Source organism: Sphingobium sp. FW305-3-2-15-F-TSA7 (assembly GCF_058787155.1).
Genome location: NZ_JBYSZM010000021.1, coordinates 64,272 through 91,082 on the forward strand (window position 1 = coordinate 64,272; position 26,811 = coordinate 91,082).

General features: G+C 64.0%; 22 protein-coding genes. 4 read left to right on the forward strand and 18 right to left on the reverse strand.

Annotated features, from left to right (window positions below; genetic code table 11):
• Positions 1-39: 39 nt before the first annotated feature.
• The 14 genes from AC3WN8_RS17150 to rpsB all read right to left on the reverse strand — a co-directional run bounded on the left by AC3WN8_RS17150 (position 40) and on the right by rpsB (position 15,484).
• Positions 40-2,574 carry a TonB-dependent receptor gene (locus tag AC3WN8_RS17150; RefSeq protein ID WP_492670677.1) on the reverse strand — a complete coding sequence of 845 codons (2,535 nt, stop codon included), beginning with the start codon at positions 2,572-2,574 and terminating at the stop codon, positions 40-42.
• Positions 2,575-2,784: 210 nt separating this feature from the next.
• On the reverse strand, positions 2,785-4,092 hold the full coding sequence (locus AC3WN8_RS17155) for a M20/M25/M40 family metallo-hydrolase (protein WP_492670678.1): 1,308 nt from the start codon (positions 4,090-4,092) through the stop codon (positions 2,785-2,787).
• Between the two features lie 5 nt (positions 4,093-4,097).
• Positions 4,098-4,328 carry a 50S ribosomal protein L31 gene (gene rpmE / locus AC3WN8_RS17160; RefSeq protein WP_492670679.1) on the reverse strand — a complete coding sequence of 77 codons (231 nt, stop codon included), beginning with the start codon at positions 4,326-4,328 and terminating at the stop codon, positions 4,098-4,100.
• A 110-nt stretch (positions 4,329-4,438) separates the two neighbouring features.
• Positions 4,439-4,921, reverse strand: coding sequence for a 3-hydroxyacyl-ACP dehydratase FabZ (fabZ, locus tag AC3WN8_RS17165; RefSeq protein ID WP_492670680.1), 483 nt, complete (start codon positions 4,919-4,921; stop codon positions 4,439-4,441).
• 10 nt (positions 4,922-4,931) lie between these two features.
• Complete coding sequence (locus tag AC3WN8_RS17170; protein WP_492670681.1) at positions 4,932-5,516, reverse strand: OmpH/Skp family outer membrane protein; 585 nt, start codon at positions 5,514-5,516, stop codon at positions 4,932-4,934.
• On the reverse strand, positions 5,516-8,203 hold the full coding sequence (gene bamA, locus AC3WN8_RS17175; protein WP_492670682.1) for an outer membrane protein assembly factor BamA: 2,688 nt from the start codon (positions 8,201-8,203) through the stop codon (positions 5,516-5,518). The genes AC3WN8_RS17170 and bamA overlap by 1 nt, the downstream gene beginning before the upstream one ends.
• A 127-nt stretch (positions 8,204-8,330) precedes the next feature.
• Entirely contained in the window at positions 8,331-9,464 is a 1,134-nt protein-coding gene (gene rseP, locus AC3WN8_RS17180; RefSeq protein ID WP_492670683.1) for an RIP metalloprotease RseP, read from the reverse strand.
• Positions 9,461-10,621, reverse strand: coding sequence for a 1-deoxy-D-xylulose-5-phosphate reductoisomerase (locus tag AC3WN8_RS17185; RefSeq protein ID WP_492670684.1), 1,161 nt, complete (start codon positions 10,619-10,621; stop codon positions 9,461-9,463). Before AC3WN8_RS17185 ends, rseP begins: the two co-directional genes overlap by 4 nt.
• A complete protein-coding gene (locus AC3WN8_RS17190) occupies positions 10,615-11,403 on the reverse strand; it encodes a phosphatidate cytidylyltransferase (RefSeq protein WP_492670685.1) in 789 nt (262 codons plus the stop codon). Before AC3WN8_RS17190 ends, AC3WN8_RS17185 begins: the two co-directional genes overlap by 7 nt.
• Entirely contained in the window at positions 11,400-12,146 is a 747-nt protein-coding gene (locus tag AC3WN8_RS17195; protein WP_492670686.1) for an isoprenyl transferase, read from the reverse strand. Before AC3WN8_RS17195 ends, AC3WN8_RS17190 begins: the two co-directional genes overlap by 4 nt.
• The gene (gene frr / locus AC3WN8_RS17200) at positions 12,143-12,700 is read right to left on the reverse strand and encodes a ribosome recycling factor (protein ID WP_492670687.1); all 558 of its coding nucleotides are present in this window, start codon (positions 12,698-12,700) and stop codon (positions 12,143-12,145) included. The genes AC3WN8_RS17195 and frr overlap by 4 nt, the downstream gene beginning before the upstream one ends.
• Positions 12,701-12,703: 3 nt before the next feature.
• Entirely contained in the window at positions 12,704-13,429 is a 726-nt protein-coding gene (pyrH, locus tag AC3WN8_RS17205; RefSeq protein ID WP_492670688.1) for a UMP kinase, read from the reverse strand.
• 222 nt (positions 13,430-13,651) lie between these two features.
• The gene (gene tsf, locus AC3WN8_RS17210) at positions 13,652-14,578 is read right to left on the reverse strand and encodes a translation elongation factor Ts (protein ID WP_492670689.1); all 927 of its coding nucleotides are present in this window, start codon (positions 14,576-14,578) and stop codon (positions 13,652-13,654) included.
• 84 nt (positions 14,579-14,662) lie between these two features.
• Entirely contained in the window at positions 14,663-15,484 is an 822-nt protein-coding gene (gene rpsB / locus AC3WN8_RS17215; protein WP_492670690.1) for a 30S ribosomal protein S2, read from the reverse strand.
• A 250-nt stretch (positions 15,485-15,734) separates the two neighbouring features.
• On the opposite strand from rpsB, the gene AC3WN8_RS17220 reads away from it, so the two are divergent.
• Complete coding sequence (locus tag AC3WN8_RS17220) at positions 15,735-15,965, forward strand: hypothetical protein (protein ID WP_492670691.1); 231 nt, start codon at positions 15,735-15,737, stop codon at positions 15,963-15,965.
• Here the strand turns inward: AC3WN8_RS17220 and AC3WN8_RS17225 are convergent.
• Both AC3WN8_RS17225 and AC3WN8_RS17230 read right to left on the reverse strand, forming a co-directional pair.
• Positions 15,931-16,710, reverse strand: coding sequence for a CDP-alcohol phosphatidyltransferase family protein (locus AC3WN8_RS17225; RefSeq protein ID WP_492670692.1), 780 nt, complete (start codon positions 16,708-16,710; stop codon positions 15,931-15,933). The two genes, AC3WN8_RS17220 and AC3WN8_RS17225, sit on opposite strands and share 35 nt — an antisense overlap.
• Positions 16,707-17,447 (reverse strand): phosphatidylserine decarboxylase, encoded by a 741-nt coding sequence (locus AC3WN8_RS17230; RefSeq protein ID WP_492670693.1) that lies wholly within the window; start codon positions 17,445-17,447, stop codon positions 16,707-16,709. The genes AC3WN8_RS17225 and AC3WN8_RS17230 overlap by 4 nt, the downstream gene beginning before the upstream one ends.
• A 144-nt stretch (positions 17,448-17,591) precedes the next feature.
• On the opposite strand from AC3WN8_RS17230, the gene AC3WN8_RS17235 reads away from it, so the two are divergent.
• Together AC3WN8_RS17235 and AC3WN8_RS17240 are read left to right on the forward strand one after the other, a co-directional pair.
• Positions 17,592-18,812: an NADP-dependent isocitrate dehydrogenase gene (locus tag AC3WN8_RS17235; protein ID WP_492670694.1), complete on the forward strand. Its 1,221-nt coding sequence runs from the start codon at positions 17,592-17,594 to the stop codon at positions 18,810-18,812.
• A 137-nt stretch (positions 18,813-18,949) separates the two neighbouring features.
• Positions 18,950-20,560, forward strand: a complete 1,611-nt coding sequence (locus AC3WN8_RS17240) for a GNAT family N-acetyltransferase (protein ID WP_492670695.1) — start codon at positions 18,950-18,952, stop codon at positions 20,558-20,560.
• A 6-nt stretch (positions 20,561-20,566) separates the two neighbouring features.
• On the opposite strand, the gene ybaL is transcribed toward AC3WN8_RS17240, so the two are convergent.
• Positions 20,567-22,192 (reverse strand): YbaL family putative K(+) efflux transporter, encoded by a 1,626-nt coding sequence (ybaL, locus tag AC3WN8_RS17245; protein WP_492670696.1) that lies wholly within the window; start codon positions 22,190-22,192, stop codon positions 20,567-20,569.
• Between the two features lie 115 nt (positions 22,193-22,307).
• On the opposite strand from ybaL, the gene AC3WN8_RS17250 reads away from it, so the two are divergent.
• A complete protein-coding gene (locus AC3WN8_RS17250; protein WP_492670697.1) occupies positions 22,308-24,080 on the forward strand; it encodes a cation:proton antiporter domain-containing protein in 1,773 nt (590 codons plus the stop codon).
• A gap of 10 nt (positions 24,081-24,090) precedes the next feature.
• On the opposite strand, the gene alaS is transcribed toward AC3WN8_RS17250, so the two are convergent.
• Positions 24,091-26,748: an alanine--tRNA ligase gene (gene alaS, locus AC3WN8_RS17255; RefSeq protein WP_492670698.1), complete on the reverse strand. Its 2,658-nt coding sequence runs from the start codon at positions 26,746-26,748 to the stop codon at positions 24,091-24,093.
• Between the last annotated feature and the right edge of the window lie 63 nt (positions 26,749-26,811).

Here is a 26,811-nt window from a genome sequence, read left to right on the forward strand (position 1 = left end):
GCCCGAACGCATCGGCCGATGCAGCTTTGCATGTTCGGCTCAGCGACGCCCGCCAAAGCGGAAACTTGCGCTGATGCCGTAGAAGCGCGGCTCACCCGCGATGAAGGTGGGCAGGCCAAGCGCGTCGCCGGTATTGCCCGCGTCCTTGATATATTTCTTGTCGAAGGCGTTCTCGACAAAGGCCTCGATCCGCCATGCACCGTTTTCGGCTTCGTAGCCGAGACGTGCGTTGACCAACGCATAGCCCTTTTGAAGCTCGTCCTGAATGTTGTCGGCAACCAGGGCCGCCGGCGGCTGCTGGAGCGCGGGCCGATCATTGTCGTCGTCGAAGAAGACCTTCGATTGCCAGGTCAGGCTGGGCGACAGAGTGATCCGTCCCGGCCCCGCCGGCAGCGAGAAGACCGCGCCGACCGCCGCCGAATGGTCGGGTGACAGGCGGAAGCGATTGCCGTCGCGCACTCCGGTTTTGAAGCGGCTGTGATTATACGCATAATTGGCGAACAGGCTGACCGCATCGTCGGGCACCCAGCGCAATTGCCCTTCGAAACCATAGCTCTCCGCCTTGCCGGCATTGGTGGTGACGAACTGGGTACCCTGCTGCACCGTCGTCTGGAAATTGTCGTACTGATAATAGAATAACGCACCGTCGAGGAACAATGTGCGATCGGCGAGCGCGGTCTTCGCGCCGAGCTCGAAACTGTCGACGGTTTCGGATTCGAGCAGGTCGAAGCGTGCAGCGGCAAAGGGCGCGGCTGGCGCCGTTGCCGAAAGCACTTCCGGCCGGCGACCGCGCGCATAGGTGGCATAGATGCTGCTATCGGCATTCGGCATGTACCGCGCGGTCAGGCGCCAGGTAAGGCCGTCATCGCTGAGATCGGCGGTTTCGATACCGCCATTGCCCACCGTCGGCTGAAGACCGAGACCAAACAGCGGCACCGGATAGGCTGCCGAGGGTGGAATGGTCGCGGCACCGGGTACCGCCAGCGCCTGGAGCAGCGCCGTGCGAACCGCAGCCGGCTGGCTCAGTGCACCGATGAAGCCGCCCAGGATCGAGCGGCCATTGAGCACCGCGGCGGTCAGGCGGCTGCGCTTGTCGTCATGGCTGTAGCGGGCGCCGGCGCCCAGCTCGAAATTGTCCGACAGCCGGACCGTCAGGTCGCCGAACAGGTCGAAGGCGTTGGTGCGCGAGAAATTGGTGACGGTCTCGCCATGCGCGGCCTTCAAATTCGCCGCGATCGCCTGTGCCTGCGGACCGGCAAGCGCCACGCCATAGCTTTGCGCGACCCCCTGGAGCAATGCGCCGGTAAAGGCCGTGTTCGCGAGCAGGCCAGCCGGCATGGGATCGGTCGCGGGTCGACCGGGGATCGGGCCGGCGAGCTGGCCAGTCAGGCGGGCAAGCGCCGCACGCTCATCGACCTGGCTGGGCGTGCGCTGCGATCCGGTCTCGTGGAAATAATTGGCACCGACAAAGGCGGTGACCGGCCCATCCTCGAAGGTCAGCCGCAATTCCTGGCTGGCCTGTTTGCCACGCGCATCCTCCGCCGCAGTCAGCACCGGCAGCGAGATGCCGTCGGCATCGAAGATCTCGAGCGCGGAGAAGCGGCGATAGGCCGTGATCGAGGTCAGCTTGAAACGATCGTCGAGCGTCCAGTTGAGGATCCCGGTCACACCCCAGACCTTGCGGTCGAGGCCGAGCGGCAGGCCGCCCTCGAAACCGGCACCCGGAGCCAGGGCCGCGCCGCTGTTGCGCCCGGCATCGCCAATCACGGCGCCGGTCACCGGATCGGTCGGACGATAGGCGATCGATTTGAAGGCGGTCCCGGTCGGGCTGTCCTTCTGATAGTTTCCGATGACATCGACCGAAACGGCGCCGAGATCGGCGTGGAATGCGCCGCGCATCGCCCAGGTGTCGGCCGAGTTGAAATCGCGGCCGCCCAGCAGATTCTCGACATAACCGTCACGCTGACGGACACGTCCAGCAACGCGGATGGCGGCGCTGTCGCCCAGAGGCATATTGGCCATGCCGTCGAGCATCCAGGCATTGTAATTGCCATAGGACGCCTTGCCCGCAGCCGCCCAACCGCGCGGGTCGGCCTTGTTCTGGATCAGATTGACCGCACCGATCAGCGCGCCGCGACCATAGAGCGTCGATTGCGGCCCCTTGGCAACCTCGATCCGCTCCATATCGAAGAGTTCGACATAGGAACCGCGCGACTTGGAAATCGAGACACCATCTTGGAAAACCGAGACGCGAGGCTCGTTGAATGCGCTGCCGCTGTCCGAGGTGATGCCGCGCATCACGAAACCGGGATTGTTGGGCGACTGGTTCTGCACCTCGAAGCCCGGCACGAAGCGCGAGAATTCGTCGAACTCCTCGATACCGAGCCGGTCGAGTTGCGCACCGCCGAACACGGTGAGTGCGATCGGCACGTCGATCGGATCCTGTTCGCGGAGCTGCGCGGTGACCACGATCTCGTCACGATCCTCCGGGGCGGGCGCGCCCTGCGCATGGGCAGCAGGTGCGGCAAGCGCGATCAGACTGGCCGCGGTCAGCGCGAAGGAGCGAACGGACATGTGGAATTCCCCTTTGGACTTTGGGACTGCCGCTAGAGCCCAACTGTGAAGGAGACATGACGTCCGTATGATATTAAGCAGACAGCGCGCACAAAAATGCCCCCCGCCAGCAGAGGGCTCCTCTGCAATCGCGGGATCGCCAACGTCAGTTGGGGAGCAGTGTAGCGTGATCTCGCTCCGGTCAGAGCCGGAGCGACGGGCAGATCAGGTTCAGCGCTGCGCCTCGGCAACCGCCATCAGCGCGAGCAGTCCCACGGCGAGGCCTTTGACGCTCTCGCCCTTCTCGACATCGACATATTCGTCCGGGGCGTGCGCACGGCCGCCCTTACCACCCGAGCCGATGGTGATCGCAGGAATACCGAGGCTGATCGGCATATTGGCGTCGGTCGAGGATGCGTTGAACTCCGGAGTGTAGCCTTGCGACCGGATTGCGGCGGCCGTCAGCGTCACGATCGGGGTGTCGGCTGGCGTGCTGCCGGCCGGGCGATCGCCGATCTGCTTCTTGTCGGCGTGCACAGGCCCTTCGCGCGTCGAGCGCGCCGCATTCTCACCTGCCACCGCCTTGTCGATGATCGCGAGCAGCCTCTTCTCCAACGCATCGAGCTCGGCGGCGCTTTCGGAGCGCATGTCGAACTCCATGAACACCGAGTCGGGAATCGAATTGACCGACGTGCCTCCACCCGTGACCGCAGCGGCATAAGTGGTCTTGGGCGTGGTCGGCGGCACAATCTCGTACAGCTCGGTCACCGCCTTCGCCATCGCGGCCATCGGATTGACCAGACCAAAGGCGCCGAAGCTGTGACCGCCGGGGCCCTTGAACGTCACACGATAACGCTTGGACCCCACTGCCGCGTTGACGACGCGGGCAGGATTGATGCCGTCGATCGAGAAAAAGGCGGAAGCGCGCCCTTTATAGGACCCCTGCGTGAAGAAGTGGCGGACGCCGCGCAAATCGCCCTGCCCCTCCTCGCCCACCGACGCCAGGAAGACGATGTCGTGACGGGTCTTCACCTTCGCGGCATCGAGCGCGCGCACATAGGCCAGCAGTGCAGCGAGCCCGCGCGTATCGTCGCCGATCCCAGGCGCGGAGAGCCTGGTGCCATCGCGCTTCACCGTCACATCGGTGCCTTCGGGGAAGACGGTATCGAGATGCGCGGAGATCACCACGACCTTGCCGCCGGCAGGACCGGTGCCCCGCCGCACCGCAATGACGTTGCCGACCGTGTCGGTTTCGATATCGGTCAGGCCCAGCGCCGCGAATTTCTCGCGCATCGCGGCACCGCGCCTGGCCTCGCCGAAGGGCGGCGCCGGAATCTGGGTGAGTTCGACCAACTCTTCGACGAAACGATCATGATCGCGATCGAGCGTCGCCAATGCCTGTTTCCAGGCAGGCATTGCGCGCAGCGCGGCGATGGTGCGATCCGCCGGCGCACGCGACTGCGCGCCCGCTGCCGCAGGGGCAACGAGCGCGAGCGCGCATGAGATACGGAGCGCGGCCGAAATCAGCTGGCCGCGCATCCCGATCACTTCTTGGCGAGCGAGAGGCCACCGAAGCGCTTGTTGAAGCGCGCCACCTGACCGCCGGTGTCGAGCATCTGGCCGCGGCCGCCCGTCCAGGCCGGGTGAGCCAGCGGATCGATGTCGAGCTGCATCGTGTCGCCTTCCTTGCCCCACGTGGTGCGGGTCTGGAACACCGTGCCGTCAGTCATCTGCACATTGATCATGTGATAGTCGGGGTGGATATTCTTCTTCACGTCTATGCTCCGAAATTGGCTGGTTACCGACCAGCCGGGGGATGCGAAGGCGCGCCCTTAGGGCAGAATCGCCGATATTTCAACCAAAGCGTGAATTGGGCCGCGGTGTATCAGGCGTCAGCCGGCGGATCCGCGATCATCGCAGTGAAATTGGCCTGTGCCGCCAGCTTGTCGCCGATCAACGCACGTCCTGCGAATTTGCACACCGCCGAACGCCTCTGGACGAACTCGACTTCGAGCGTCAGCAGGATGCCGGGTTCGACGGGCGTGCGGAACTTCACTTCGTCGATCGTCATGAAATAGACGAGCTTGCCCGAGCCGGCGAGATCGAGCGACTCCACCGCGAGCACGCCCGCGGCTTGCGCCATCGCCTCGACGATCAGTACGCCGGGCATGATCGGGCGGCCGGGGAAATGGCCCTGGAAGAACTGCTCGTTGATCGTCACCGCCTTGATCGCGCGGATCGACCGGTCGGGGATGATCTCCTCGACGCGGTCGACCAGCAACAACGGATAACGATGCGGCAGCGCCGCCATGACCCGCCGGACATCCAGCGGGCCGATGGCAGGCTTTTGCGTTGCGTCCTCGCTCATCGAGCCTGGATCAACGACCCGGCTGGGGCTGAGGCTGCGCGGGCGGCGGCGGTGCGGTGACGTTGATCGTCGGCAGCGCGGCATTGAGCTGCGTCAGCACGTCGGTGGTGACGTCAACACCAGGCCCGATCGCCAGCGTCGCCTGCACGTCGAGCGCCAGGTTCGCGCCACGTGCGGTCATCACTTTCTGGATGATCGGATTGAGCGCGGTGCTGATCTGCTGCACGACATAGGCGCGGTTGCGCTGGATGGTCTGCTCGCTGTTGCCGAGCTCCTGCTGCGCGGCGGTCTGCTTGGTCTGCAGCGCCGTGATCCGCGCCTTCAGTGCGGCGTCGGGCTCCTTGCCGCCGGCGGCGGTGCGAATGGCGTCGGCTTCGGTCTGAAGCGGCTGGCCAAGCTGCTGCGCGCGCGTCTGGAGCGTCTGGAGCTGCTGCTGCAGCTGCGTGTTCGCGGTCTTGCACGCATTGCATTCGCTGAACACGCGCTCGTTGTTGATGATTACCACGACGGCGGGCGGCGCCTTCTGGGCAAGCGCGGGCGTAGCAAAGGCCAGACCGCAGGCTGCGAGCAGCGCCTTCTTGGAATATTTGATCATCAGAATTGGGTTCCTACGTTGAAAGTAAACAATTTGGTGTCGTCGCCGCGCTCCTTGATGAGTGCGCGCGCGACGTCGATACGGAACGGGCCGAAGGGCGAGTTCCAGTTCACGCCAAAGCCGACAGAAACGCGTGGCTTGGGCGAATTACCCAGGAATTGTTCCTCGAAGGGAGCGATGGTGTTGCCGTAAAGCGAAGTGCCAGTCGGACAACCACCCGAGGGCTTTGGCGTAAGCGCACTGCTGGTAGCGTCGACGCACTGCTGACCACCGCTTGAGTTGAGAATGGGAATGACGAGCGAGGTCGGTTTGCCGTCGGTCCCAACCGGGAAGTCGGCAAGCGTCGTCAGCTTCGGCTTACGAACGCCGAAAACCGAACCGACATCGAGGAAGATGGATGGACGCAGGCCCATTTCGCGCGCGCCAGATCCCAGAGGAATCTCGAGTTCGGCCCGACCCATATAATAGGTCCTGCCACCGAGCGCGTCGTCGACGATCGAGTTCTTCGCGGCGTTGAGCTGTCCCGTCGTGGAATCATATTGGAGGCGCTGTACACGCGGGCCGACGCCGCGAATGTCGAAGCCACGGATCTGCGGTTCGCCCAGGAAGAAGCGGTCGGTGAGGCGGACCTTCTCGATCGGGTTGCCGGCACTGTCGATCCGCTGATTCTCAAGCGGGATGATATGACCACCCTCGAAGCTCAGCGAGAAGACGAAATTACCCAGGACCTTCCAATATTTGGAGGCATTGGCCACAGTCCGGAGATATTTCACGTCGCCGCCCAGGCCCGCGAAATCCTGGCTGATGCTCAGCCGGTTGCCGGCCGACGGGCGCAGCCGGTTGTTGGTGTTGTCGAACGCCAGCGTATAGCCGACCGAACTGGTCAGGCGCGTGCCGATCGCATCGCACAGATAACGGCCGGCAAGCAGCGGCTCGCAGACGCCGTTGTTGAAGAAGGTGTTCTTGTTGAGCGTGACATCGTCATGGACCAGCGAATAGCGGACCTGTGCCTGCCAGAATTCGGTGAGCGGCACGCCCGCACGGATCGAGAAGCCGGTCGAGACCTGCTGATAGGTCGTGTTGCGCTCGCTGCCGAGATAGTTGAACGAGTTATAGTCGCGCCGGAAGATATCGCCGCCCAGCGCGATGTTGCGATCGAACAGATAGGGCTCGGTAAAGCCCATTTCGACCGACTTGGAATAGCTCGAATAATTGACGCTCGTGCGCAGCAACTGCCCCTTGCCGCGGAAGTTGCGCTGCGTGATCGACGCATTGACGATGAAGCGCTCAAGGCTGGAGAAGCCCGCGGAGAGCTGGAGCTCACCGGTCGATTTCTCCTGGACGTTGGTTTCCAGGATGATCTTGTCGGGGCCGGAACCCGGCTTCTGCTCGATCTCCAGATTCTCCTGGAAGAAGCCGAGCGAGTTGATCCGGTCCTGCGAGCGCTTGACCTGGAAGCTGTTGAACGCATCGCCCTCCGCCAGGCGCATCTCGCGGCGGATCACCTTGTCCTGGGTCTGGGTGTTGCCGTTGATCTCGACGCGCTCGACATAGACGCGCGGGGCGTTGGCGATGCGGAAGGTCAGCGACATCGTCTTGTCTTCGCCGCTGCGGCGGAAATTGGGGCTCACATCGGCAAAGGCATAGCCGAACAGGCCGGCGGTCTCGGTTATGCCGTCGACCGTGTCCTCGACGCGCTTGGCGTTGTACCAGTCGCCCTTCTTGATCGTGACCAGGCGATTGACGGTGCTGGTGTCGAAATCGCGCAATTCGCTCTCGACGGCGACATCGCCGAATTTGTAGCGATCGCCTTCCTCGACGACATAGGTGATGATGAAGTCGCGCTTGTCGGGGGTCAGTTCGGCGACCGCCGAGATCACGCGGAAATCGGCATAGCCTTCGGTCAGGTAGAATTGACGCAGCTTCTGCTGGTCATAGGCCAGCCGATCGGGATCATAGCTGTCGCGCGAACTGAAGATACGGAACAGGCGTGACTGCTTGGTCGCCATCTGCGAGCGCAGATCGCCGTCGGAGAATTTCTCGTTGCCGAGGATGTTGATCTGACGGACCTTGGAGCGCGGCCCCTCGACCACCTCGAAGACAATGTCGACGCGGTTCTGGTCGAGCTGGACCATCTTGGGCTCGACGGTCGCGGCGAAGCGGCCCTGGCGGCGATAGAGCTCGATGATGCGCGCGACATCGGCGCGCGCTTTGGACCGGGTGAAGATCTGGCGCGGCGCGAGACGGATCTCGGGGCGGATCTTGTCTTCCTTGATCCGCTTGTTGCCCTCCAGGATGATGCGGTTGATCACCGGATTCTCGCGGACTTCGATGGTCAGCGTGCCATTGTCGTCGCGGATCTGGACGTCGGCGAACAATTCGGTCGCGAACAGGTCCTTCAGCGCCTGGTCGACGCTTTCGCGCGTATAGGTGCCGCCCGGGCGCAACGCAGTGTACGACCGCACCGTATCCGGCTCCAGTCGCTGCGAGCCCACCACGTTCACCGCGCGAATCGTGCCGGAACTCGGCGCGGTCGGCGCTGGTGCTGGTGCTGGTGTTTGAGCCGGAGCCGCCGGCGCAGTCTGCGCTAGGGCGGGAAACGCCTGGCCAGCGAGCATGGTGCCAACAAGCAGCACTGCCATGTTTCGTCTGCCGAAGCCGATGCTGTTTTTCGCCTTCACGCCCATCCTACCCTGAAAAAAACCACCGCCCCGCTGGCGGCTCAACCATGGTTTAGTGGATCGGACCTCGACCAAAAGCGAAGCCTTTGACCGATACGATCCACTAGCAGCGCACTGCCCTGCCCGATCACCGTCAACCGATCAAGCGCGACAGACTTTCCCAGACACCGAAAGACGACAAATCGTTGAAAGTGACGAACATCATCAACGCGAGCAATGCCAGCATCCCGGAGCGGAACGCCCATTCCTGGGCCGCCGCACCGACAGGTTTCCGCCGCACCGCTTCGATCGCGTAGAAGAGCAAATGTCCGCCATCCAGCATGGGAACTGGCAACAGGTTGATGAATCCCAGATTAATCGAGATCAGCGCGACGAACCAGATGAAGGTTTCCGGCCCGATAGATGCCATTTCCCCAGAGGCTTGCGCGATCTTCAGCGGACCACCCAATTCCTTCACCGAGCGGCGCCCGGTGATGATCTGGCCGATCCCGTCGACCATCATGCGCACGATCTCGCCGGTCTGGCGAACCGCAACGCCCGGCGCCTCGATCAGACTCACCTCCACCGTCACGCGAGGCGGTGGCGCTATCCCGAGCAGTCCGGTGCGATAGACGTTGCCGAAACGGTCGCGCTGAATTTCAACACCGGGTGCCGCAACCAGACGCAGCGGTCGGCCGTCGCGGACGATCTCGAATGTGAGCATCTCATTTGGCCGTGGCTTCACCATGCGTACGATGTCGCCAAAACTGTCCATTTCGCGACCGCCGATCGACACGAACCGGTCACCGGATCGGAAACCGGCCTTCGCAGCGGCGCTTCCGGCCTCGATCCCGCCAGCAATCGGCTGAGTTCGATCGTCGCCATGGACCAGTGCAAGTGCACTCAGGATCATGATGGCGACGAGAAAATTGGTAACGGGGCCTGCCGCGACGATCAGCGCACGCTGCCAAACCGGCTTGGCCTGAAACGTGGAGCTCCGTTCCGCTTCCGGCAATGCCAGCCAGTTCGGATCGGGCTGGCTGGACGCATTCATGTCGCCGGCGAAGCGGACATAGCCGCCCAGTGGCAGCCAGGCGAGCTTCCAGCGCGTGCCGCGCTTGTCGGTCCAGCCCCTGATCTCCCGGCCGAAGCCGATCGAAAACGTCTCGATCTTCACGCCGAACCAGCGGGCAACGAAATAATGGCCGAGCTCGTGGACAAAGACGAGCGGCCCGATGACCAGCAGAAAGGCCAGGATCGTGAGCAGGATTCCGGGGTTTTCAGTCACAGGCAATGTGTCTTGAGGCCCTCTTCGGCCAGGATGCGCGCTTCGCGGTCGATCGCGAACACGTCTTCGAGTGTCGCGGGGTTCACCGGGTCATAGCGCCCCAGCGTATCCACGACAACCGCCACGATATCGAGAAACCCGATCCGTCGATCGAGAAAGGCACGTACCGCGACTTCATTCGCGGCATTCAGGATCGCCGGGCGCGCCGGCCCGCTTTCCAGCGCCTCGCGCGCGACGGCGAGCGCCGGGAAGCGTGTCGTGTCCGGCGCCTCGAAATCGAGACGACCCAGCGCCGCGAAATCGAGCCGCGCACAGGGTGTCGCCATCCGATCGGGCCAGGCCAGCGCATGCGCGATCGGCGTGCGCATGTCGGGCGTGCCGAGCTGGGCCAGCACCGACCCGTCGACATAATCGACCATCGAATGGATCACCGACTGAGGATGGACGATGATCTCGATCCGCTCCGGCCCCACGGGGAACAGATGATGCGCCTCGACCAGTTCGAGCCCCTTGTTCATCATCGTCGCCGAATCGATCGAGATCTTGGCGCCCATCGACCAATTGGGGTGCTGCACCGCGCGTTCGGGCGAAACCGACGCCATCTCGGCCCGGCTCCATTCACGGAAGGGACCGCCGCTCGCCGTCAGGATGATCCGGCGGACGGTGTCGAGAGCGCTTCCCTCCAGACACTGGAAGATAGCGTTATGCTCCGAGTCGACGGGCAGCAACGTCGCACCGTGACGGCGCACCGCATCGGTCATCAAGGCACCGGCCGAGACCAGCGCTTCCTTGTTGGCGAGCGCGATTGTGCCACCGCGGCGCACCGCCTCCATGACGGGGGGTAAGCCCGCGCAGCCGACGATCGCCGCCATGGTGATGTCTGCCGGGCGGCTGGCGGCTTCGGCCACCGCGGCAGCGCCCGCCGCGGTTTCGATCCCTGAGCCCGACAAGGCGTCGCGCAACGCATCATGACAGCTTTCGTCGGCGACCACCGCAAGCGTGGCGCGCGTGCGCTTCGCCGCCGCGGCCAGCCGTTCGACATCGCAATTCGCCGTGAGGGCTTCGACACGGAAACGATCGGGGTTGCGCTCGATCAGGTCGAGCGTCGAGCTGCCGACCGATCCGGTCGCGCCCAATATGGAGATGCTTCTCACCATATGCCGTCGGCCAGGATCAGCAGGGCGACCATCGGCGCCACCGGCACCAGTCCGTCGAGCCGGTCGAGCACGCCGCCATGACCGGGCAGCAGCGTGCCGCTGTCCTTGACGCCGGCGCGACGCTTGAGCGCGCTTTCGAACAGGTCGCCGCCCTGCGCGACGATGGCGAGCACGAGGCTCGAAAGCGCCAGCCCCAGCGGCAGCCCGCCCCATTGTGCAAAAGCGAGGCCGGTGAGCAGTGCCGCGACCATCCCGCCGCCCAGACCAGCCCAGGTCTTGCTCGGGCTGACCGCAGGCATCAGTTTGGGGCCGCCGATCGCCCGCCCCGCGAAATAAGCGCCGATATCGGTCGCCCAGACGATCGCAAGCGTCCAGAATGCGAGGATCGCGCCATTGTCCTGGCCGCGGATGAAGAGCAACGCCATTGCCGGAAGGGCGACATAGATCACTCCGGCCGTAAGCTGGGTACCGCGCGTGACGATCCCGGTGAAGAAGGTGGCTGCAGCGATCAGGCCGAGCGCGAAAAAGCCCGGCCCGGCCGCCAGAGGCGAAATGATGGCCAGCGGCACCGAGGCCGAGAACATCGCGATCCGTTTGTGCGTCGGCCCGGCATTTGCCAGATCGGCCCATTCGGACAGCATCAGCAACGATGCGACGCTGATCAGAATCCAGAATATCGTGCCGCCTGCGACGAGCGCGGCGACCGCGACCGCGATAAGCACGATCCCGACGGCTGCCCGTCTGGGGAGATCGGACGCCTTGCCCGGTTCAGGCGGAGTCATAATCCTCCGAAACGCCGCTCGCGCTGACCGAACTGGCCGACCGCCGCGGCAAGCGCCTCACGGTTGAAATCGGGCCAGAGCGTATCGACGAACATCAATTCGGCATAGGCCGCCTGCCACAGCAGGAAATTCGAGAGGCGCTTCTCGCCCGAGGTGCGGATGAGCAGGTCGAGAGGCGGAAGATCGCTGGTATCCAGCCGCGCCTCGACATCGGCTCCCTCGATCGCGGCCGGATCGATTCGCCCAGCCGCCGCATCGGCGGCAAGACCGCGGATCGCGCGAACCATTTCATCCTGCGCGCCATAGTTGAGCGCGATGACGAGCGTCGTGCGCGTATTCTCCGCCGTCCGCACCATCGCCGATTCGATCAGTGCGACGATATCGGGCGCCAGCGCCCGATAATCGCCGATCACGCGCAGCCGCACGCCGGCCTCAGCCAGTTCATCGATATCGTCGACGATGAAACGGCGCAGCAGGCCCATCAGGTCGCCGATCTCGGTGGCCGGACGGCGCCAGTTCTCCGACGAAAAGGCGTAGAGCGTCAGCACCTCGATGCCGAGTTCGCCGGCGGCGCGAACGGTGCGCCGCGCGGCCTCCACACCCTGTTTATGACCGGCCACGCGCGGCAACAGGCGCTTCTTCGCCCAGCGTCCATTGCCATCCATGATGATGGCGACATGGCGCGGAGCACCACCCGCCCCGGCCGCCGGACTCGTATCGGCTTTGGCGGCGGCCCGGTTCACTGGCCGAGGATTTCCTTTTCCTTGCCCTGGGCTGCGGCGTCGATGTCGGCGATGGTGCTGTCGGTCAGCTTCTGCACCTCGGTTTCGAGGCGCTTGCGCTCGTCTTCGCTGATCTCGTGCTTCTTCTCGTCGGTCTTCAGGCTGTCCATGCCGTCACGGCGCACGTTGCGCGCGGCGATCCTGGCCTTCTCCGCATATTGGCCCGCGAGCTTCGCCAGTTCCTTGCGGCGTTCCTCGGTCAGATCGGGAATGGGCAGGCGCAGCGTCTGGCCGTCGACGATCGGATTGAGGCCGAGCCCCGCGGAGCGAATCGCCTTGTCGACCGGGCCGACATTGCTCTTGTCCCACACCTGGACCGAGATCATGCGCGGCTCGGGCACCGAAACGGTCGCGACCTGGTTGATCGGCATATGCGCGCCATAGACCTCTACATTGACCGGATCGAGCAGCGAGGTGGAGGCCCGGCCGGTCCGCAAACCGCCCAGGTCGTGCTTCAGCGATTCGACGGCGCCGTGCATGCGGCGCTCGAGATCGGCCTTGTCATAGGCGGGCATCGGTCATCCTTTCTCGTTCTGAACGATCGTGGCAGTGCCTTCACCCGCGAGGACGCGGGACAGATTGCCCTCGTCACGGATGTTGAAGACCACGATCGGGATATTGTTGTCACGGCAAAGCGCCACGGCGCTGGCGTCCATCACTTTCAGATCGTCCGACAGGACCTTTTGGAAAGTGACTGTTTCATAACGCTTTGCTGTCGGCACTTTTTTCGGGTCGGCATCGTAGACGCCGTCGACCGAGGTTCCCTTGAACAGCGCGTCGCAATTCATCTCGGCGGCGCGCAATGCCGCCGCACTGTCGGTGGTGAAATAGGGATTGCCGGTTCCCGCGGCGAAGATCACCACCCGGCCCTTTTCCAGATGCCGCTCCGCGCGTCTGCGGATGAAGGGCTCGCAGACCGTGCTCATCGGAATGGCCGACTGGACGCGCGTATCGACGCCGATCTGTTCGAGCGCGTTCTGGACGGCAAGCGCGTTCATCACGGTCGCGAGCATGCCCATATAATCGGCGCTGGTGCGCTCGAAGCCCGCATCGGCGGCAGCGAGGCCGCGGAAGATGTTGCCGCCGCCGACAACGATGCAGAGTTCGAAACCCGCCTCGCGGGCCGCCTTGATCTCGCCCGCGACGCGCGCGACGGTGCCGGGGTCGATACCGAATTGACCCTGCCCCATCAGCACCTCGCCCGAGAGCTTGAGCAGGATGCGGTTGAAGCGTTGCCGTGTCATCAGCGCAAAGGTTTCCGATCTGGACAGGAAAGTGGCGCGGACATTAGTCAGCCCGCGCCACAAAGCCAAGGGTGGCTGGTCGTGGATTTTCAGTGCAGCAAAAGCTGCGACCGCGCGTCATTCCGATCTGGCGGACATGACGCGCGGATATGCTAGAGCATCGCGCGGAAAAGCGGGCACCGGTTTTCCGCACAAAGCGATGCGATAATCAAAGACCTGGGCTCAGGCGACGCCTGCGGCCGCGGCGACTTCGGCGGCGAAGTCGCTCGTTTCCTTCTCGATGCCTTCACCGAGCTGGAAACGGACATAGTCCTTGAGCACGATCTCGCTGCCGGCTTCCTTGCCGGCCGCGGCGACCACGTCCGAGATCTTCGTCTTGTTGTCCATGACGAAGAGCTGGCTGACGAGCGCGTTTTCCTTGCGGAACTTGGCGATCGAGCCTTCGACCATCTTTGCGACGATCTCGGCGGGCTTGCCCGACTCGGCGGCCTTTTCGGCAGCGATCGCGCGCTCGCGCTCGACCATCGCCTGATCCAGGCCATCCTCGTTCAATGCCAGCGGGAAAGCCGCGGCGATGTGCATCGCAAGCTGCTTGCCCAGTGCTTCGAGCTTGTCGGTCGGCGCAGCGCTCTCGAGCGCGACGAGCACGCCGATCTTGCCCATGCCCGGCGCCGCAGCGTTATGGACATAGGAAACAACGGCGCCCTGATCGACCGAGATCGCGCGGGTGCGGCGCAGATTCTGATTCTCGCCAATGGTGGCGATATTGCTGGTCAGCTTTTCGGCGACGGTCTCGCCATTGCCAAAGGGCGTGGCGGCCAGCGCTTCGACATCGCCATTGGCGTCGAGCGCCAGCTTGGCGACGGTGCCGACATAGTCCTGGAACTGCTCGTTCTTGGCGACGAAGTCGGTCTCGGAATTCACCTCGACTGCAGCACCCTTGGTGCCGGCGACGGCGACGCCGACCAGACCCTCGGCGGCGGTGCGGCCGGCCTTCTTGGCGGCGGCGGCGAGCCCCTTGGTGCGCAGCCAGTCGATCGCGGCCTCGATGTCGCCATTGGTCTCGGCGAGCGCCTTTTTACAATCCATCATGCCCGCGCCGCTGCGATCGCGCAGCTCCTTCACGAGTGCGGCAGTGATTTCCGCCATGATCTCTTCCTTCTCAGAAATGTGTGTAAGCGAAGCGGGCGCCGTTAAGCGCCCTACCCCGCCCGTATTTCAGTTCCGCGACGTTCAGGCGTCGCTCTGAACCTCGGTTTCCGCAGCGGCTGCGGCCGGAACCTGCTCGTCCTCGGTCGCGGCAACGGGCGCCTCGGCCAATGCGGGCTCGACCGGCGGCTCGACGAACGCGCCGAAATCCTGGCCACGGACGCCCTGACCACCCTTGGTCGCGGCGGCAGCGACGGAGTCGCAATAGAGACGGATCGCGCGGCTGGCGTCGTCATTCGCCGGAACCGGGAACGCGATGCCGTCGGGCGAGACGTTCGAATCGAGGATCGCGACGACCGGAATACCGAGCGTGTTGGCTTCCTTGATCGCCAGCTCTTCCTTGTTGGCGTCGATGACGAACATCACGTCGGGGATGCCGCCCATGTCGCGGATACCGCCGAGCGACAGCTCGAACTTGTCGCGCTCGCGGGTGAGCTGCAGCACTTCCTTCTTGGTCAGGCCGTGCGTATCGCCCGACAGCTGCTCTTCAAGCGCCTTGAAGCGCTTGATCGACATGCTGATCGTCTTCCAGTTGGTGAGCATGCCGCCCAGCCAGCGATGGTTGACATAATGCTGACCGGCGCGGCGAGCCGCCTCGGCGATCGGCTCCTGCGCCTGGCGCTTGGTGCCGACGAACAGCACCTTGCCGCCGCGTGCGACGGTCTGATCGATGAAGTCGAGCGCGCGCGCGAACAGCGGCACGGTCTGCGACAGGTCGATGATGTGCACCCCGTTGCGGTCGCCGAAGATGTACGGCTTCATCTTGGGGTTCCAGCGGTGGGTCTGGTGGCCGAAATGCGCGCCGGCCTCGATCAATTGCTGAATGGTGACGACAGGTGCCGCCATGGTCTTTCTCCTTCCGGTTAATCCGCTGGGAAGCAAGAACCGCGGACTGGCCACGGCACCGGTATGTGCGCTTCCCATGTGGGATGGGCGGGGCGCTTAACGCCGTGCCGAAAGAAAATCAAGCCTTGACGATGGAACAAATAGGGAACATATGTGCCGATATCGGAACCGAACAACGTATCATCGCGTTCGTTCGCAACAGTTCCGGCCCGTTTCCGCATCCACGGATCGAGGGTTCAGGAGGATCGCAATGGCTGGTTTCGTATCGGGTTTGCTGTTCGTCGCCGCGCTGATGACGGGTCTCGGCGTCATTGTTTTCACGCTTGTCGGCCGATGGGACGCAATATTGGCAGCGCTCGCGGGCGAGCCCATCCCGGAACGGGCGCATGTCGTGTCGCGCCGGATCGTGCGGATGCGTCCCGCGCGCCGCAGCTATCATCCGGTCCCTAGCCGGCAGCAGATCCGGCGCGCAGCCGCTTGACCCGCGCATAGCTGCGGACCCCGAACGGGATCAGTCCGACATAGAGGATGCTGACCACCGACAGGGTGGCCCAGGGCGCGGACAGCAGCGCCGCCCCGAGCAATCCGACGACCGCGATCAATTCCAGGCGGATGTTGCGGCGCAGGCGCAGCGAAGACCAGCTGAAGGTCGCGACGTTCGAGATCATCAGAAAGGCGACGACGACGAGCCAGGGCGCGACGACCCAGGGTTCGCGGACCACCGCCGCCGGTTCGCCCAGCCATAGCCAGATGAAAAGCGGCAGCAATGCCAGTCCGGCCGCGGCCGGTGCCGGCACTCCGGTGAGGAAACCCGCCGATTTGTGCGGCTGTTCCGTGGCATCGATATTGGCGTTGAACCGGGCGAGCCGCAACGCGCAGCACACCGCATGGGCCAGTGCGAGCACCCAGCCGAATTGCGGAAGATATTGAAGCGACCAGAGATAGATGATGATCGCGGGCGAGACGCCGAAGGCGATCACGTCGGACAGCGAATCAAGCTCCGCGCCAAAGCGGCTTTCGCCTTTGAGCAACCGGGCGATGCGACCGTCGATGCCATCCAATATGCCGGCGACGATGATTGCCGCCGCCGCCCTCTCCCAGTCCCCGGCAATGCCGAATCGGATGCCGGTGAGCCCGCAACACAAGGCCAGGGCCGTGACGGCGTTGGGCGCGAGCGCACGGAGCGGAATGCCCCGACGCGGCGGCGGGGCGCGCTCCTCGCTCATTGCGGGATGGCGTCCTGCGCGTCACCGCGGGCGACGATGCCCAATATCGTCTCACCCGCCACGCATCTCTGCCCCAAAGCCACGCGCGGCGCGGTTCCGGCAGGCAGATAGACGTCGACGCGGCTGCCGAAGCGGATCAGCCCGACTCGCTGCCCCGCGGCGACGATGTCGCCCGGCTTCACGAAAGGCACGATGCGGCGCGCGACCAGCCCGGCGATCTGGGTGAAGCCGATCCGTATCCCGTCGCGATCCTCGACCAGGATATGCTGGCGTTCATTGTCCTCGCTCGCCTTGTCGAGGTCCGCGTTGAGGAACTTGCCGGAGATGTAAACGACCTGCTTGATCGTGCCGCCGACCGGCGCGCGATTGATGTGGACGTCGAACACACTCATGAAAATCGAGACGCGGGTCATCGGCGCGTCGCCCAGCCCCGCCTCGCCCGCCATTTCGCGCGGGGGCAAGACGGTCTGGATCAACGTCACCATGCCGTCGGCGGGCGCGATGATCAGCCCTTCGCCGCGCGGGACCGAGCGGACGGGATCGCGGAAAAAGGCCGCGACCCACAATGTGATCGCCGCCATCGGCCAGGCAAGCGTCTCCCACGCCATGAAGGCGAGAAAAGCGGTGATCGCACCCGAGATCAGTATGTACTTGCGACCCTCGGGGTGGATGCTGGGCCAACGCCATTTGACGCCGGTGACCATCGCCGTGTTTTCCGGCTGCATTATTTCCTTCATCCGCTCTCTTTAAGGGCGCATCGGACGAGTGACAACGCCGCTCTGCGTCGAGATCGCCTGCAACAGTCCTCCGGGCCGGTTGATTGCGGATGCCCGCGCCTATAGGGGGCTTGCAAACTCCCTGGGTAAGAAAGCGAGCAACGCATGGCGAAGATCAAGGTGAAAACTCCTGTCGTCGAGATCGACGGCGACGAGATGACCCGAATCATCTGGCAATGGATCCGGGAACGCCTGATCCTTCCCTATCTCGATATCGACCTGGAATATTACGATCTGGGTATCGAGAAGCGCGACGAGACCAACGATCAGATCACGGTCGATGCCGCCAAGGCGATCCAGAAATACGGCGTCGGCGTGAAATGCGCCACGATCACGCCCGACGAGGCGCGCGTCGAGGAATTCGGCCTGAAAAAGATGTGGAAGTCGCCCAACGGCACGATCCGCAACATCCTGGGCGGCGTCGTCTTCCGCGAACCGATCGTCATCAAGAACGTGCCCCGGCTGATCCCGGGCTGGACCGATCCGATCGTCGTCGGCCGCCACGCGTTCGGCGACCAGTATCGCGCCACCGATTTCCGCGTGCCCGGCCCGGGCAAGCTCAAGATGGTGTGGACCGGCGAGGACGGCCAGCAGATCGAGGAGGAAGTGTTCGACTTCCCGTCGTCGGGCGTCGCGATGGGCATGTACAATCTCGACGATTCGATCCGCGATTTCGCGCGCGCCAGCATGAACTACGCGCTCGACCGCAAATGGCCGCTGTACCTGTCGACCAAGAACACCATCCTCAAGGCCTATGACGGCCGTTTTAAGGATCTGTTCCAGGAGATTTTCGACGCCGAGTTCAAGGACAAGTTCCGCGACGCCAACATCGTCTACGAGCATCGCCTGATCGACGACATGGTCGCATCGGCGCTCAAATGGAGCGGCCGCTTCGTCTGGGCCTGCAAGAATTACGATGGCGACGTCCAGTCGGACCAGGTTGCGCAGGGTTTCGGCTCGCTCGGCCTGATGACCTCGGTGCTGATGACCCCCGACGGCAAGACAATCGAAGCCGAAGCCGCACACGGCACGGTCACGCGCCACTATCGCATGCACGAACAGGGCAAGGCGACCTCGACCAATCCGATCGCCTCGATCTTCGCCTGGACGGGCGGGCTCAAGTTCCGCGGCAAGTTCGACGACACGCCCGATGTCGTGCGCTTCGCCGAGACGCTCGAGGAGATCTGCATCAAGACCGTCGAGGACGGCGGCATGACCAAGGATCTCGCGATCCTGATCGGCCCCGACCAGGCATGGATGACGACCGAGCAGTTCTTCGAGGCGATCCGCGCGAACCTCGAAAAAGCGATGGCCGACTGGAAGTAATTTCAGCCGAACGAACAAGAAGGGCCTCGGCGAAAGCCGGGGCCTTTTTTTTGTTCCGGATGCGATCCCTTGGCCTTCTCGCGCGTTCCCCGCATGATAATGACACCCGTTTCCTCGCAGAAAGGCATTTCCCCTCCATGGCGCGCACCGGAAAGACCCGTCTGGAAGTCCGCAACGCGGCGCCATCGGACGTCGTGGGCATCCAGCGGCTGATCGCACGCGCCTATCCCGAATTGCCCGGCTACACCCAGGGCGTGCTGCGTGGGCAGATCAACAATTACCGCGATGGCGTGTTCGTCGCCGTCTATGACGGCAAGATCGTGGGCTATTGCGCATCGATGCGTGTGCCCGGCGCGCTGGCACTGGGATCGCACGACTGGGACGAAATCACCGGCAATGGCTTCGGATCACGCCACGACCCGACCGGAGACTGGCTTTACGGCTATGAGATGTGCGTCGATCCCAAACAGCGTGGCCTGCGCATCGGCCAGCGGCTCTACGATGAACGCAAGGAGCTGGTCGAGCGGCTCGACCTGTCCGGTATCGCCTTTGGCGGCCGGATGCCCAATTATTCGCGCCTCAAGCGCCGGCTGGATGGGCCCGACGATTATGTCCGCAAGGTCATCGAGGGCAAGATCGCCGATCCCGTCATCGGATTTCAGCTGAAGAACGGCTATGAATATATTGGAATATTGAAGAATTATCTGCCGGAAGACAAGAAATCCGGCGGCAATGCCGCGCATATGGTGTGGCGCAACCCCTATGTCGAAGCCGATGCGCCCAAGGAATTCCGCGTACCGCGCGGCGTGGAGAGCGTGCGGCTGGCGACCGTCCAGTTCCAGGCGCGCGCCGTGACCAGTTTCGAGGAATTCGTACGCAGCGTCGAATATTTCGTCGATGTCGCGGCCGAATATCGTTCGGATTTCGTGGTGTTTCCCGAACTCTTCACGCTGCCGCTGCTGAGCTTCGAAACCCGGAAACTCTCCCCGATGGAGGCGATCGACGCGCTGACCGCCTATACCCCCAGGATCACCGCCGAACTCAGCCGGATGGCACTCGAATATAATATCAACATCATCGGCGGCTCTCACCCGACGCGCGCCGACGACGGCGACATCCAAAACGTCGCCTATGTCGCGTTGCGCGACGGATCGACCCATGCGCAGGAGAAGATCCACCCCACGCCCAACGAACGCTATTGGTGGAACATCAAGGGCGGCGATTCGATCGACACGATCCAGACCGATTGCGGTCCGATCGGCGTGCTGATCTGTTATGACAGCGAATTCCCGGAGCTTGCCCGCCGACTGGTCGATCAGGGCGCACGCATCATCTTCGTCCCCTTCTGCACCGACAGCCGCCAGGGCTATCTGCGCGTCCGCTATTGCAGCCAGGCGCGCGCGATCGAGAATCAGTGCTTCATGGTGCTGTCGGGCAATGTCGGCAACCTGCCCGGCGTCGACAATATGGACATCCAATATGCCCAGAGCTGCATATTGACGCCTTGTGACTTTCCCTTCGCGCGCGACGGGATCGCGGCGGAAGCGACCGAGAATGTCGAGACGCTGACGATCTCAGACGTCAATCTGGCCGACCTGACCTGGGCGCGAGCCGAGGGCACGGTCCGTAATCTCAACGACCGGCGCTTCGATCTCTATCATATCGAATGGGACACCGGGCACGCGCACCCCGATGCCTTGCCGGTCGGCCCCGCCCCTGCCGAAAGGCACAGCCCCGGCGGGGGTTGATGTCGATCAGCGGCCGATCAACGCCTGATCGACCATTTTCCGTGCAATCTCCCGCTCGCCCATGATCGTCAGATCGGCGCCGAGCTTTTCGAGATGGGCGATCTCGTCATCGGAATGCGCGCGCGCGACGATGCGGATCTTGGGATTGAGCTTGCGTGCCTGGGCGACGATCTGCCCCGCTTCGAAGCTTTGCGGGATCGCGACGAACAACAGCCGGGCATCGCCGATTTCCGCGTGCTTGAGCATATCGGGATTGGCGGCATTGCCGAACAATATCGTCGCCTTTTCATCGTCGGGAAGTGCGACGACGTCGTCCTCCGCCTCGATCACCGTGAATTTCTCACCGGCTTCGATCAGGCTCTCGCCAACGGCCCGACCGACGCGGCCATAGCCGATCAGCACGACATGGCCCGCGATCGGTGGTTTGGGCTGCCCGCCGATCGCCGCCTCCCCCTCGCCCATTGCCCGGCCGATCACCTTATCGATCAGGACGAACAGAAAGGGGTTGAGCAGGATCGAAATGATCGCGCCGGCCAGGATCAGATCGCGCGCATCGGCCGGAATCAGTTTCAACGACGATCCAAGCGTCGCCAGAATGAAGGAGAATTCGCCGATCTGCGCCAAACTCGCGGAAATGGTCAGCGCGGTCTTGTCCGATCGGCCGAAGCCGCGGACGATGGCATAGGCCGCGATCGACTTGCCGAAGATGATGATCGCCACCGTGCCGATCAGCGGCAGCGGATCGGTGATCAGGATATAGGGATTGAACAGCATCCCCACGGACACGAAGAACAGGACCGCAAATGCGTCGCGCAGCGGCAGGGTCTCCTCCGCAGCACGCTGGCTCAGCGGCGATTCGGCCAGGATCATGCCCGCGAAGAATGCGCCGAGCGCGAACGAGACCCCGAACAACATCGCCGCCCCGAATGCGACGCCGAGCCCGATCGCAAGCACCGCGAGCCGGAACAGTTCGCGAGAGCCGGTATGCGCCACATGATGCAGCGCCCAGGGAATGACGCGCCGGCCGACGATCATCATGAAGGCGACGAAGGCGATGACCTTGCCGACGGTGATCGCGAGCGTCGTACCGATCGAATGATCGCCGCTGCTGCCGCCGGCGATCGCCGGAAGCAGGACAAGCGCCAGGACCATGACCAGATCCTCGACGATCAGCCAGCCGACCGCGATCTTGCCGCGTTCGGTGTCGAGGATGCGGCGTTCCTGCAGCGCGCGGAGCAGGACGACGGTACTGGCGACCGACAGGGCCAGGCCGAAGACGAAGCCGGCGGCAAGGCTCCAGCCCAGCAGATGCGCCAGCCCCATGCCGAGCAGGACCGCGACCGCGATCTGCACCAGGGCGCCGGGAATCGCGATATTCTTGACCGAAAGCAGATCGCGAACCGAGAAATGCAGCCCGACCCCGAACATCAGCAGGATGACGCCGAGTTCGGCCAGTTCGTTGGCGATCGCCTGATCGGCGACATAGCCGGGCGTGAAGGGGCCGACGATCACGCCAGCGAGCAGATAGCCGACCAGCGGCGAGATTCGGAGGCGGAAAGCCAGCGCTCCGAAAATGAAAGCGAGCGTGAGGCCCGCGACGATAGTGGCGATCAGCGGCGTTGCGTGCGGCATCAATTCTCCCGGAATATGCCTTTGCTAACGGCTGGATTCGCAGATTGCGACCCCATGGCGATGCTTTTTCTACCCAAATGCTGGAAATCGACCGCTTCAGCCGCAATGGTGCGTCATGGCCATTTCAGTTGAATCCCACGCCTTCAGCGATTCGCTCGTCATCCTGGGCGCGGCGGGGCTGGTGATTCCGGCATTCGCACGGTTCCGCATCAATCCGGTGATCGGCTTCATCCTGGTCGGCATGCTTGTCGGCCCGTCGGGGCTGGGTTCGCTCGTTGGCCAGGCACCATGGCTCTATCATTTCACCATCACCGACGCGCATTCGATCGAACCCTTCGCCGAACTCGGCATCATCCTGCTGCTGTTCTCGATCGGGCTCGAACTGTCGTTCAAGCGGCTGTGGAACATGCGGCGGCTGGTGTTCGGGCTTGGGGCGGCGGAAATGGCCCTGTCCGGTGCCGTCATCGGCATCGCGCTCGCGCTGATCGGGCAAAGCTGGGCCGGAGCGATCGGCCTCGGGCTGGCACTGGCGCTGTCCTCCACCGCGCTGGTGTTGCCGATGACGGGCACATCCAGCCCGGTCGGCCGATCGGCGTTCGCGATGCTGCTGTTCGAGGATCTGGCCCTCGTCCCGATCATCTTCGCGCTCGGCGCGCTCGCACCCTATGCGCAGAGCGAAGGCGTCGACAATCTGGTGCGTACGCTCTGGCTGGGCGGGCTCACGATCGGGGCGATGATGGTGCTTGGCCGCCTGCTGCTGCCGCGGCTCTTCGCACAAGCGGCGCGAACCAAGAGCCCCGAACTGTTCCTGTCCGCCAGCCTGCTCGTCGTCATCCTTGCCAGCATCGCCACCACCGCCGTCGGCCTGTCGCCGATCGTCGGCGCGCTGCTGGCCGGACTGCTGATCGCCGAGACCGAATATCACACCGAAGTCGAAGTGATGACGGCCCCATTCAAGGGGCTGGCGCTCGGCGTGTTCCTGATCACCGTCGGCATGAGCCTGGACATTCGCGTGATCGCGGAAAACTGGCTGCCGCTGGTGACCGCCGTGGTCGGCGTGGTCATCGCAAAGACTGTGATCACCACATTGATCCTGCGGTTCAGCGGCGAACGCCCGGCCGTTGCGGCCGAAACCGGGCTGCTGATGTCGTCGCCGTCCGAAACCACGCTGATCGTGCTCGCCGCGGCGGTACAGGCGCAGCTCATCACCCAGCAGACCGCGGCTTTCTGGCAGATCGTCACCGCGCTTGGCCTTACCATCACGCCCCTGCTCGCGCGCGTGGGACGCGACGTCGCCCGCCGGGTCGAACTGCGCGACGCGCCGGCGGAGGATGCGCATGACGAAAGCACCCCGCGCGCGATCGTCATCGGTTACGGGCGTGTCGGGTCGCTGGTGTCGGACATGCTCAAGGCGCATGGCAAGCCGATGGTGGCGGTGGACGCCGATATCGATGCCGTCGCCCGTGCGCGTAAGGAGGGCTATCCCGTCATCTTCGGCGATATCGGCCGGCCGGGTCTGCTCGACCGGCTGGACCTCGACAATGCCGGTGCGCTGATCCTGACGATGGACGATCCGGTGCAGGTCGTCCGCATCACCACTCAGGTTCGCAAACGTTATCCCGACCTTACCATCGTCGCACGCGCGCGCGACACCGATCACGCCGCCGAACTTTATCGCGCGGGTGCAACCGACGCAGTGCCCGAAACGCTCGAAAGTTCGCTCCAGCTATCGGAAGCGGTGCTGGTCGATCTCGGTGTCGCGATGGGACCGGTGATCGCATCGATCCATGAGAAACGCGACGAATATCGCAAGATCATCAAGGACCATGGCCAGCTCGACCGCGAGCCGCGGCTGCGGCGCACCAAACTCGGCGAACTGAAGAGCTGACCCTTTCCGTTCAGGCGGGCACCGACTCCAGAGCGTCGCGGATCGCAGCCAGGGCGTCGACCGCCTTGTCACCATCGGGCCCACCGCCCTGCGCCATGTCCGGACGACCACCGCCACCCTGGCCACCAAGCGCGGTCACTGCCGCCTTGACGAGATCGACCGCGCTGATCGTGCCGACCAGATCGTCGGTGATGCCAACCGCGACCGAGGCGCGGCCGTCATTGACCGCCACCAGCGCCGCGACACCCGAACCGACGCGCGCCTTCATCTCGTCGACCGCGCCGCGCAATCCCTTGGGATCGAGACCTTCGACCACCTGGCCGAGAAATGCATGGCCGCCGACCTGTTCGGGACCGGCCGCATCCGCCTTGGCCGCGCCGCCGCCCATCGCGAGCGCCTTCTTCGCCTCGGCCAATTCGCGTTCAAGCCGCTTGCGCTCGTCGAGCAGCGCCGCAACGCGCAAAGGCACTTCATCGGGCGCCGACTTCAATGCCGCCGCTGTTTCCTTGAGGCGTTCGTCACGGGCATTGAGCCAGAGGCGCGCGGCCTCGCCGGTCAGGGCTTCGATACGGCGAACACCGCTCGAAACCGCGCTTTCGGACACGATCTTGAAGATCGCGATGTCGCCGAGCGCATCGACATGGGTGCCGCCGCACAGTTCGACCGAATAGCGGCGCTCATCGCCATTGCCCATCGAGAGCACGCGCACCTCGTCACCATATTTCTCGCCGAACAAGGCCAGCGCGCCGGCGGCGACCGCGTCGTCGGGCGTCATCAGGCGGGTCGTCACGCTCTCATTGCCCCGGATCTGTGCATTCACATCGGCCTCGATCTCGGCGACCTGCTCCGACGTGAGCGCCGATGGATGCGAGAAGTCGAAGCGCAGGCGGTCGGGCGCGACAAGGCTGCCCTTTTGCGAGACATGACCACCCAGTCGCTGGCGCAGCGCGGCATGGAGCAAGTGCGTCGCCGAGTGATTGGCACGGATCTGCGCGCGACGCTCGGCATCGATCGTCAGATGGACGGTGTCGCCCACCGCGATGTCGCCGGCCTCGACCACTGCCTGATGCGCGTGGAGCCGGCCGAGCGGTTTCGAGGTGTCCTTGACGGCCGCCTTGAAACCCTTGTCGTTGTCGATGACGCCGGCGTCGCCCATCTGGCCGCCGCTCTCGCCGTAAAAGGGCGTCTGGTTGGTCAGGATCACCAGCGTGTCGCCCGCAGTCGCGCGTTCGACGCGCTTCCCGTCCTTGACGAGCGCCAGCACCTGCGCTTCGCCCTCGGACGATGCATAGCCGATAAACTCGGTGCCGCCGAGTTCCTCGGCGATGTCGTACCAGATCTCGTCCGACGCCTTGTCGCCCGATCCCTTCCACGCAGCCCGCGCAGCGGCTTTCTGCGCGGCCATCGCCGCATCGAAGCCGGCACGATCAACGCTCAACCCGCGCGGGCGCAACGCATCCTCGGTCAGGTCATAGGGGAAACCATAGGTGTCATAGAGCTTGAAGGCGGTTTCGCCGGGAAGCGTATCGCCCTCTCCCATCGTCACCGTCGCTTCGTCGAGCAGGCGCAGCCCGTTCGACAGCGTCTGGCGGAAACGCGTCTCTTCCTGGGCGAGCGTGGCTTCGATCAGCGGCTGCGCGCGGACCAGTTCGGGAAAGGCCGCGCCCATCTCCGCCACCAGCGACGGAACCATCCGGTGCATCAGCGGCTCGCGGGCGCCGAGGATATGCGCGTGGCGCATCGCGCGGCGCATGATGCGGCGGAGCACATAGCCGCGCCCTTCATTCGCCGGCAGCACACCGTCGGCCACCAGGAAACCCGAAGCGCGCAGGTGATCGGCGATCACGCGATGGCTCGCCTGATGCTCGCCATCGGTCGGGGTGCGGGTGAGCGCACCGCTTTCGGCGATCAGCGCCTTGAAAATGTCGGTGTCGTAATTGTCATGGACGCCCTGGAGCACGGCTGCGACGCGCTCCAGCCCCATGCCGGTGTCGATCGACGGGCGCGGCAGATCGCCGACGATCTTGTCCTCTTCCTGCAGGAACTGCATGAAGACGAGGTTCCAGATCTCGACGAAGCGATCGCCGTCCTCATCGGGCGAACCCGGCGGGCCGCCCGGGATATGATCGCCATGATCGTAGAATATCTCGGAGCAGGGACCGCACGGCCCATCGGATCCCATCGCCCAGAAATTGTCCTTGGTCGCGATGCGGATGATCCGGTGATCGGGCAGGCCCGCAATCTTCTTCCACAAATCGAACGCCTGATCGTCGGTATGATAGACGGTGGCGGTCAGCTTGTCGGGCGAAAGCCCCCATTCCCGGGTCAGCAAGGTCCAGGCGTGGATGATCGCCTGTTCCTTGAAATAATCGCCGAAGCTGAAATTGCCCAGCATCTCGAAGAATGTGTGATGGCGCGCGGTATAACCGACATTGTCGAGATCATTATGCTTGCCGCCGGCGCGGACGCATTTCTGGCTCGACGTCGCCGTCGAATAAGGGCGCTTCTCCAGGCCGGTGAACACGTTCTTGAACGGGACCATGCCGGCGTTGACGAACATGAGCGTCGGATCATTGTGCGGCACCAACGGTGCGGATGGCACGCGCGCATGCCCCGTGCTCTCGAAATAGTCGAGGAAGGAGCGGCGGATGTCGTTGGTCGATGTCATGAGCGCGACTTAGAGCACTTCCCGAAAAAGTGGGAAGCGGTTTTTCGGTCGGCAAGTGCTTCG

Bases quoted from the DNA above. Each gene is read 5' to 3' on its own strand.
- AC3WN8_RS17150 (WP_492670677.1), bottom strand. From the start codon at position 2,574: ATGTCCGTTCGCTCCTTCGCGCTGACCGCGGCCAGTCTGATCGCGCTT.
- AC3WN8_RS17155 (WP_492670678.1), bottom strand. From the start codon at position 4,092: ATGCGCGGCCAGCTGATTTCGGCCGCGCTCCGTATCTCATGCGCGCTC.
- fabZ (WP_492670680.1), bottom strand. From the start codon at position 4,921: ATGAGCGAGGACGCAACGCAAAAGCCTGCCATCGGCCCGCTGGATGTC.
- AC3WN8_RS17170 (WP_492670681.1), bottom strand. From the start codon at position 5,516: ATGATCAAATATTCCAAGAAGGCGCTGCTCGCAGCCTGCGGTCTGGCC.
- bamA (WP_492670682.1), bottom strand. From the start codon at position 8,203: ATGGGCGTGAAGGCGAAAAACAGCATCGGCTTCGGCAGACGAAACATG.
- AC3WN8_RS17185 (WP_492670684.1), bottom strand. From the start codon at position 10,621: ATGGTGAGAAGCATCTCCATATTGGGCGCGACCGGATCGGTCGGCAGC.
- AC3WN8_RS17190 (WP_492670685.1), bottom strand. From the start codon at position 11,403: ATGACTCCGCCTGAACCGGGCAAGGCGTCCGATCTCCCCAGACGGGCA.
- frr (WP_492670687.1), bottom strand. From the start codon at position 12,700: ATGCCCGCCTATGACAAGGCCGATCTCGAGCGCCGCATGCACGGCGCC.
- pyrH (WP_492670688.1), bottom strand. From the start codon at position 13,429: ATGACACGGCAACGCTTCAACCGCATCCTGCTCAAGCTCTCGGGCGAG.
- tsf (WP_492670689.1), bottom strand. From the start codon at position 14,578: ATGGCGGAAATCACTGCCGCACTCGTGAAGGAGCTGCGCGATCGCAGC.
- rpsB (WP_492670690.1), bottom strand. From the start codon at position 15,484: ATGGCGGCACCTGTCGTCACCATTCAGCAATTGATCGAGGCCGGCGCG.
- AC3WN8_RS17220 (WP_492670691.1), top strand. From the start codon at position 15,735: ATGGCTGGTTTCGTATCGGGTTTGCTGTTCGTCGCCGCGCTGATGACG.
- AC3WN8_RS17225 (WP_492670692.1), bottom strand. From the start codon at position 16,710: ATGAGCGAGGAGCGCGCCCCGCCGCCGCGTCGGGGCATTCCGCTCCGT.
- AC3WN8_RS17230 (WP_492670693.1), bottom strand. From the start codon at position 17,447: ATGAAGGAAATAATGCAGCCGGAAAACACGGCGATGGTCACCGGCGTC.
- AC3WN8_RS17235 (WP_492670694.1), top strand. From the start codon at position 17,592: ATGGCGAAGATCAAGGTGAAAACTCCTGTCGTCGAGATCGACGGCGAC.
- AC3WN8_RS17240 (WP_492670695.1), top strand. From the start codon at position 18,950: ATGGCGCGCACCGGAAAGACCCGTCTGGAAGTCCGCAACGCGGCGCCA.
- ybaL (WP_492670696.1), bottom strand. From the start codon at position 22,192: ATGCCGCACGCAACGCCGCTGATCGCCACTATCGTCGCGGGCCTCACG.
- AC3WN8_RS17250 (WP_492670697.1), top strand. From the start codon at position 22,308: ATGGCCATTTCAGTTGAATCCCACGCCTTCAGCGATTCGCTCGTCATC.
- alaS (WP_492670698.1), bottom strand. From the start codon at position 26,748: ATGACATCGACCAACGACATCCGCCGCTCCTTCCTCGACTATTTCGAG.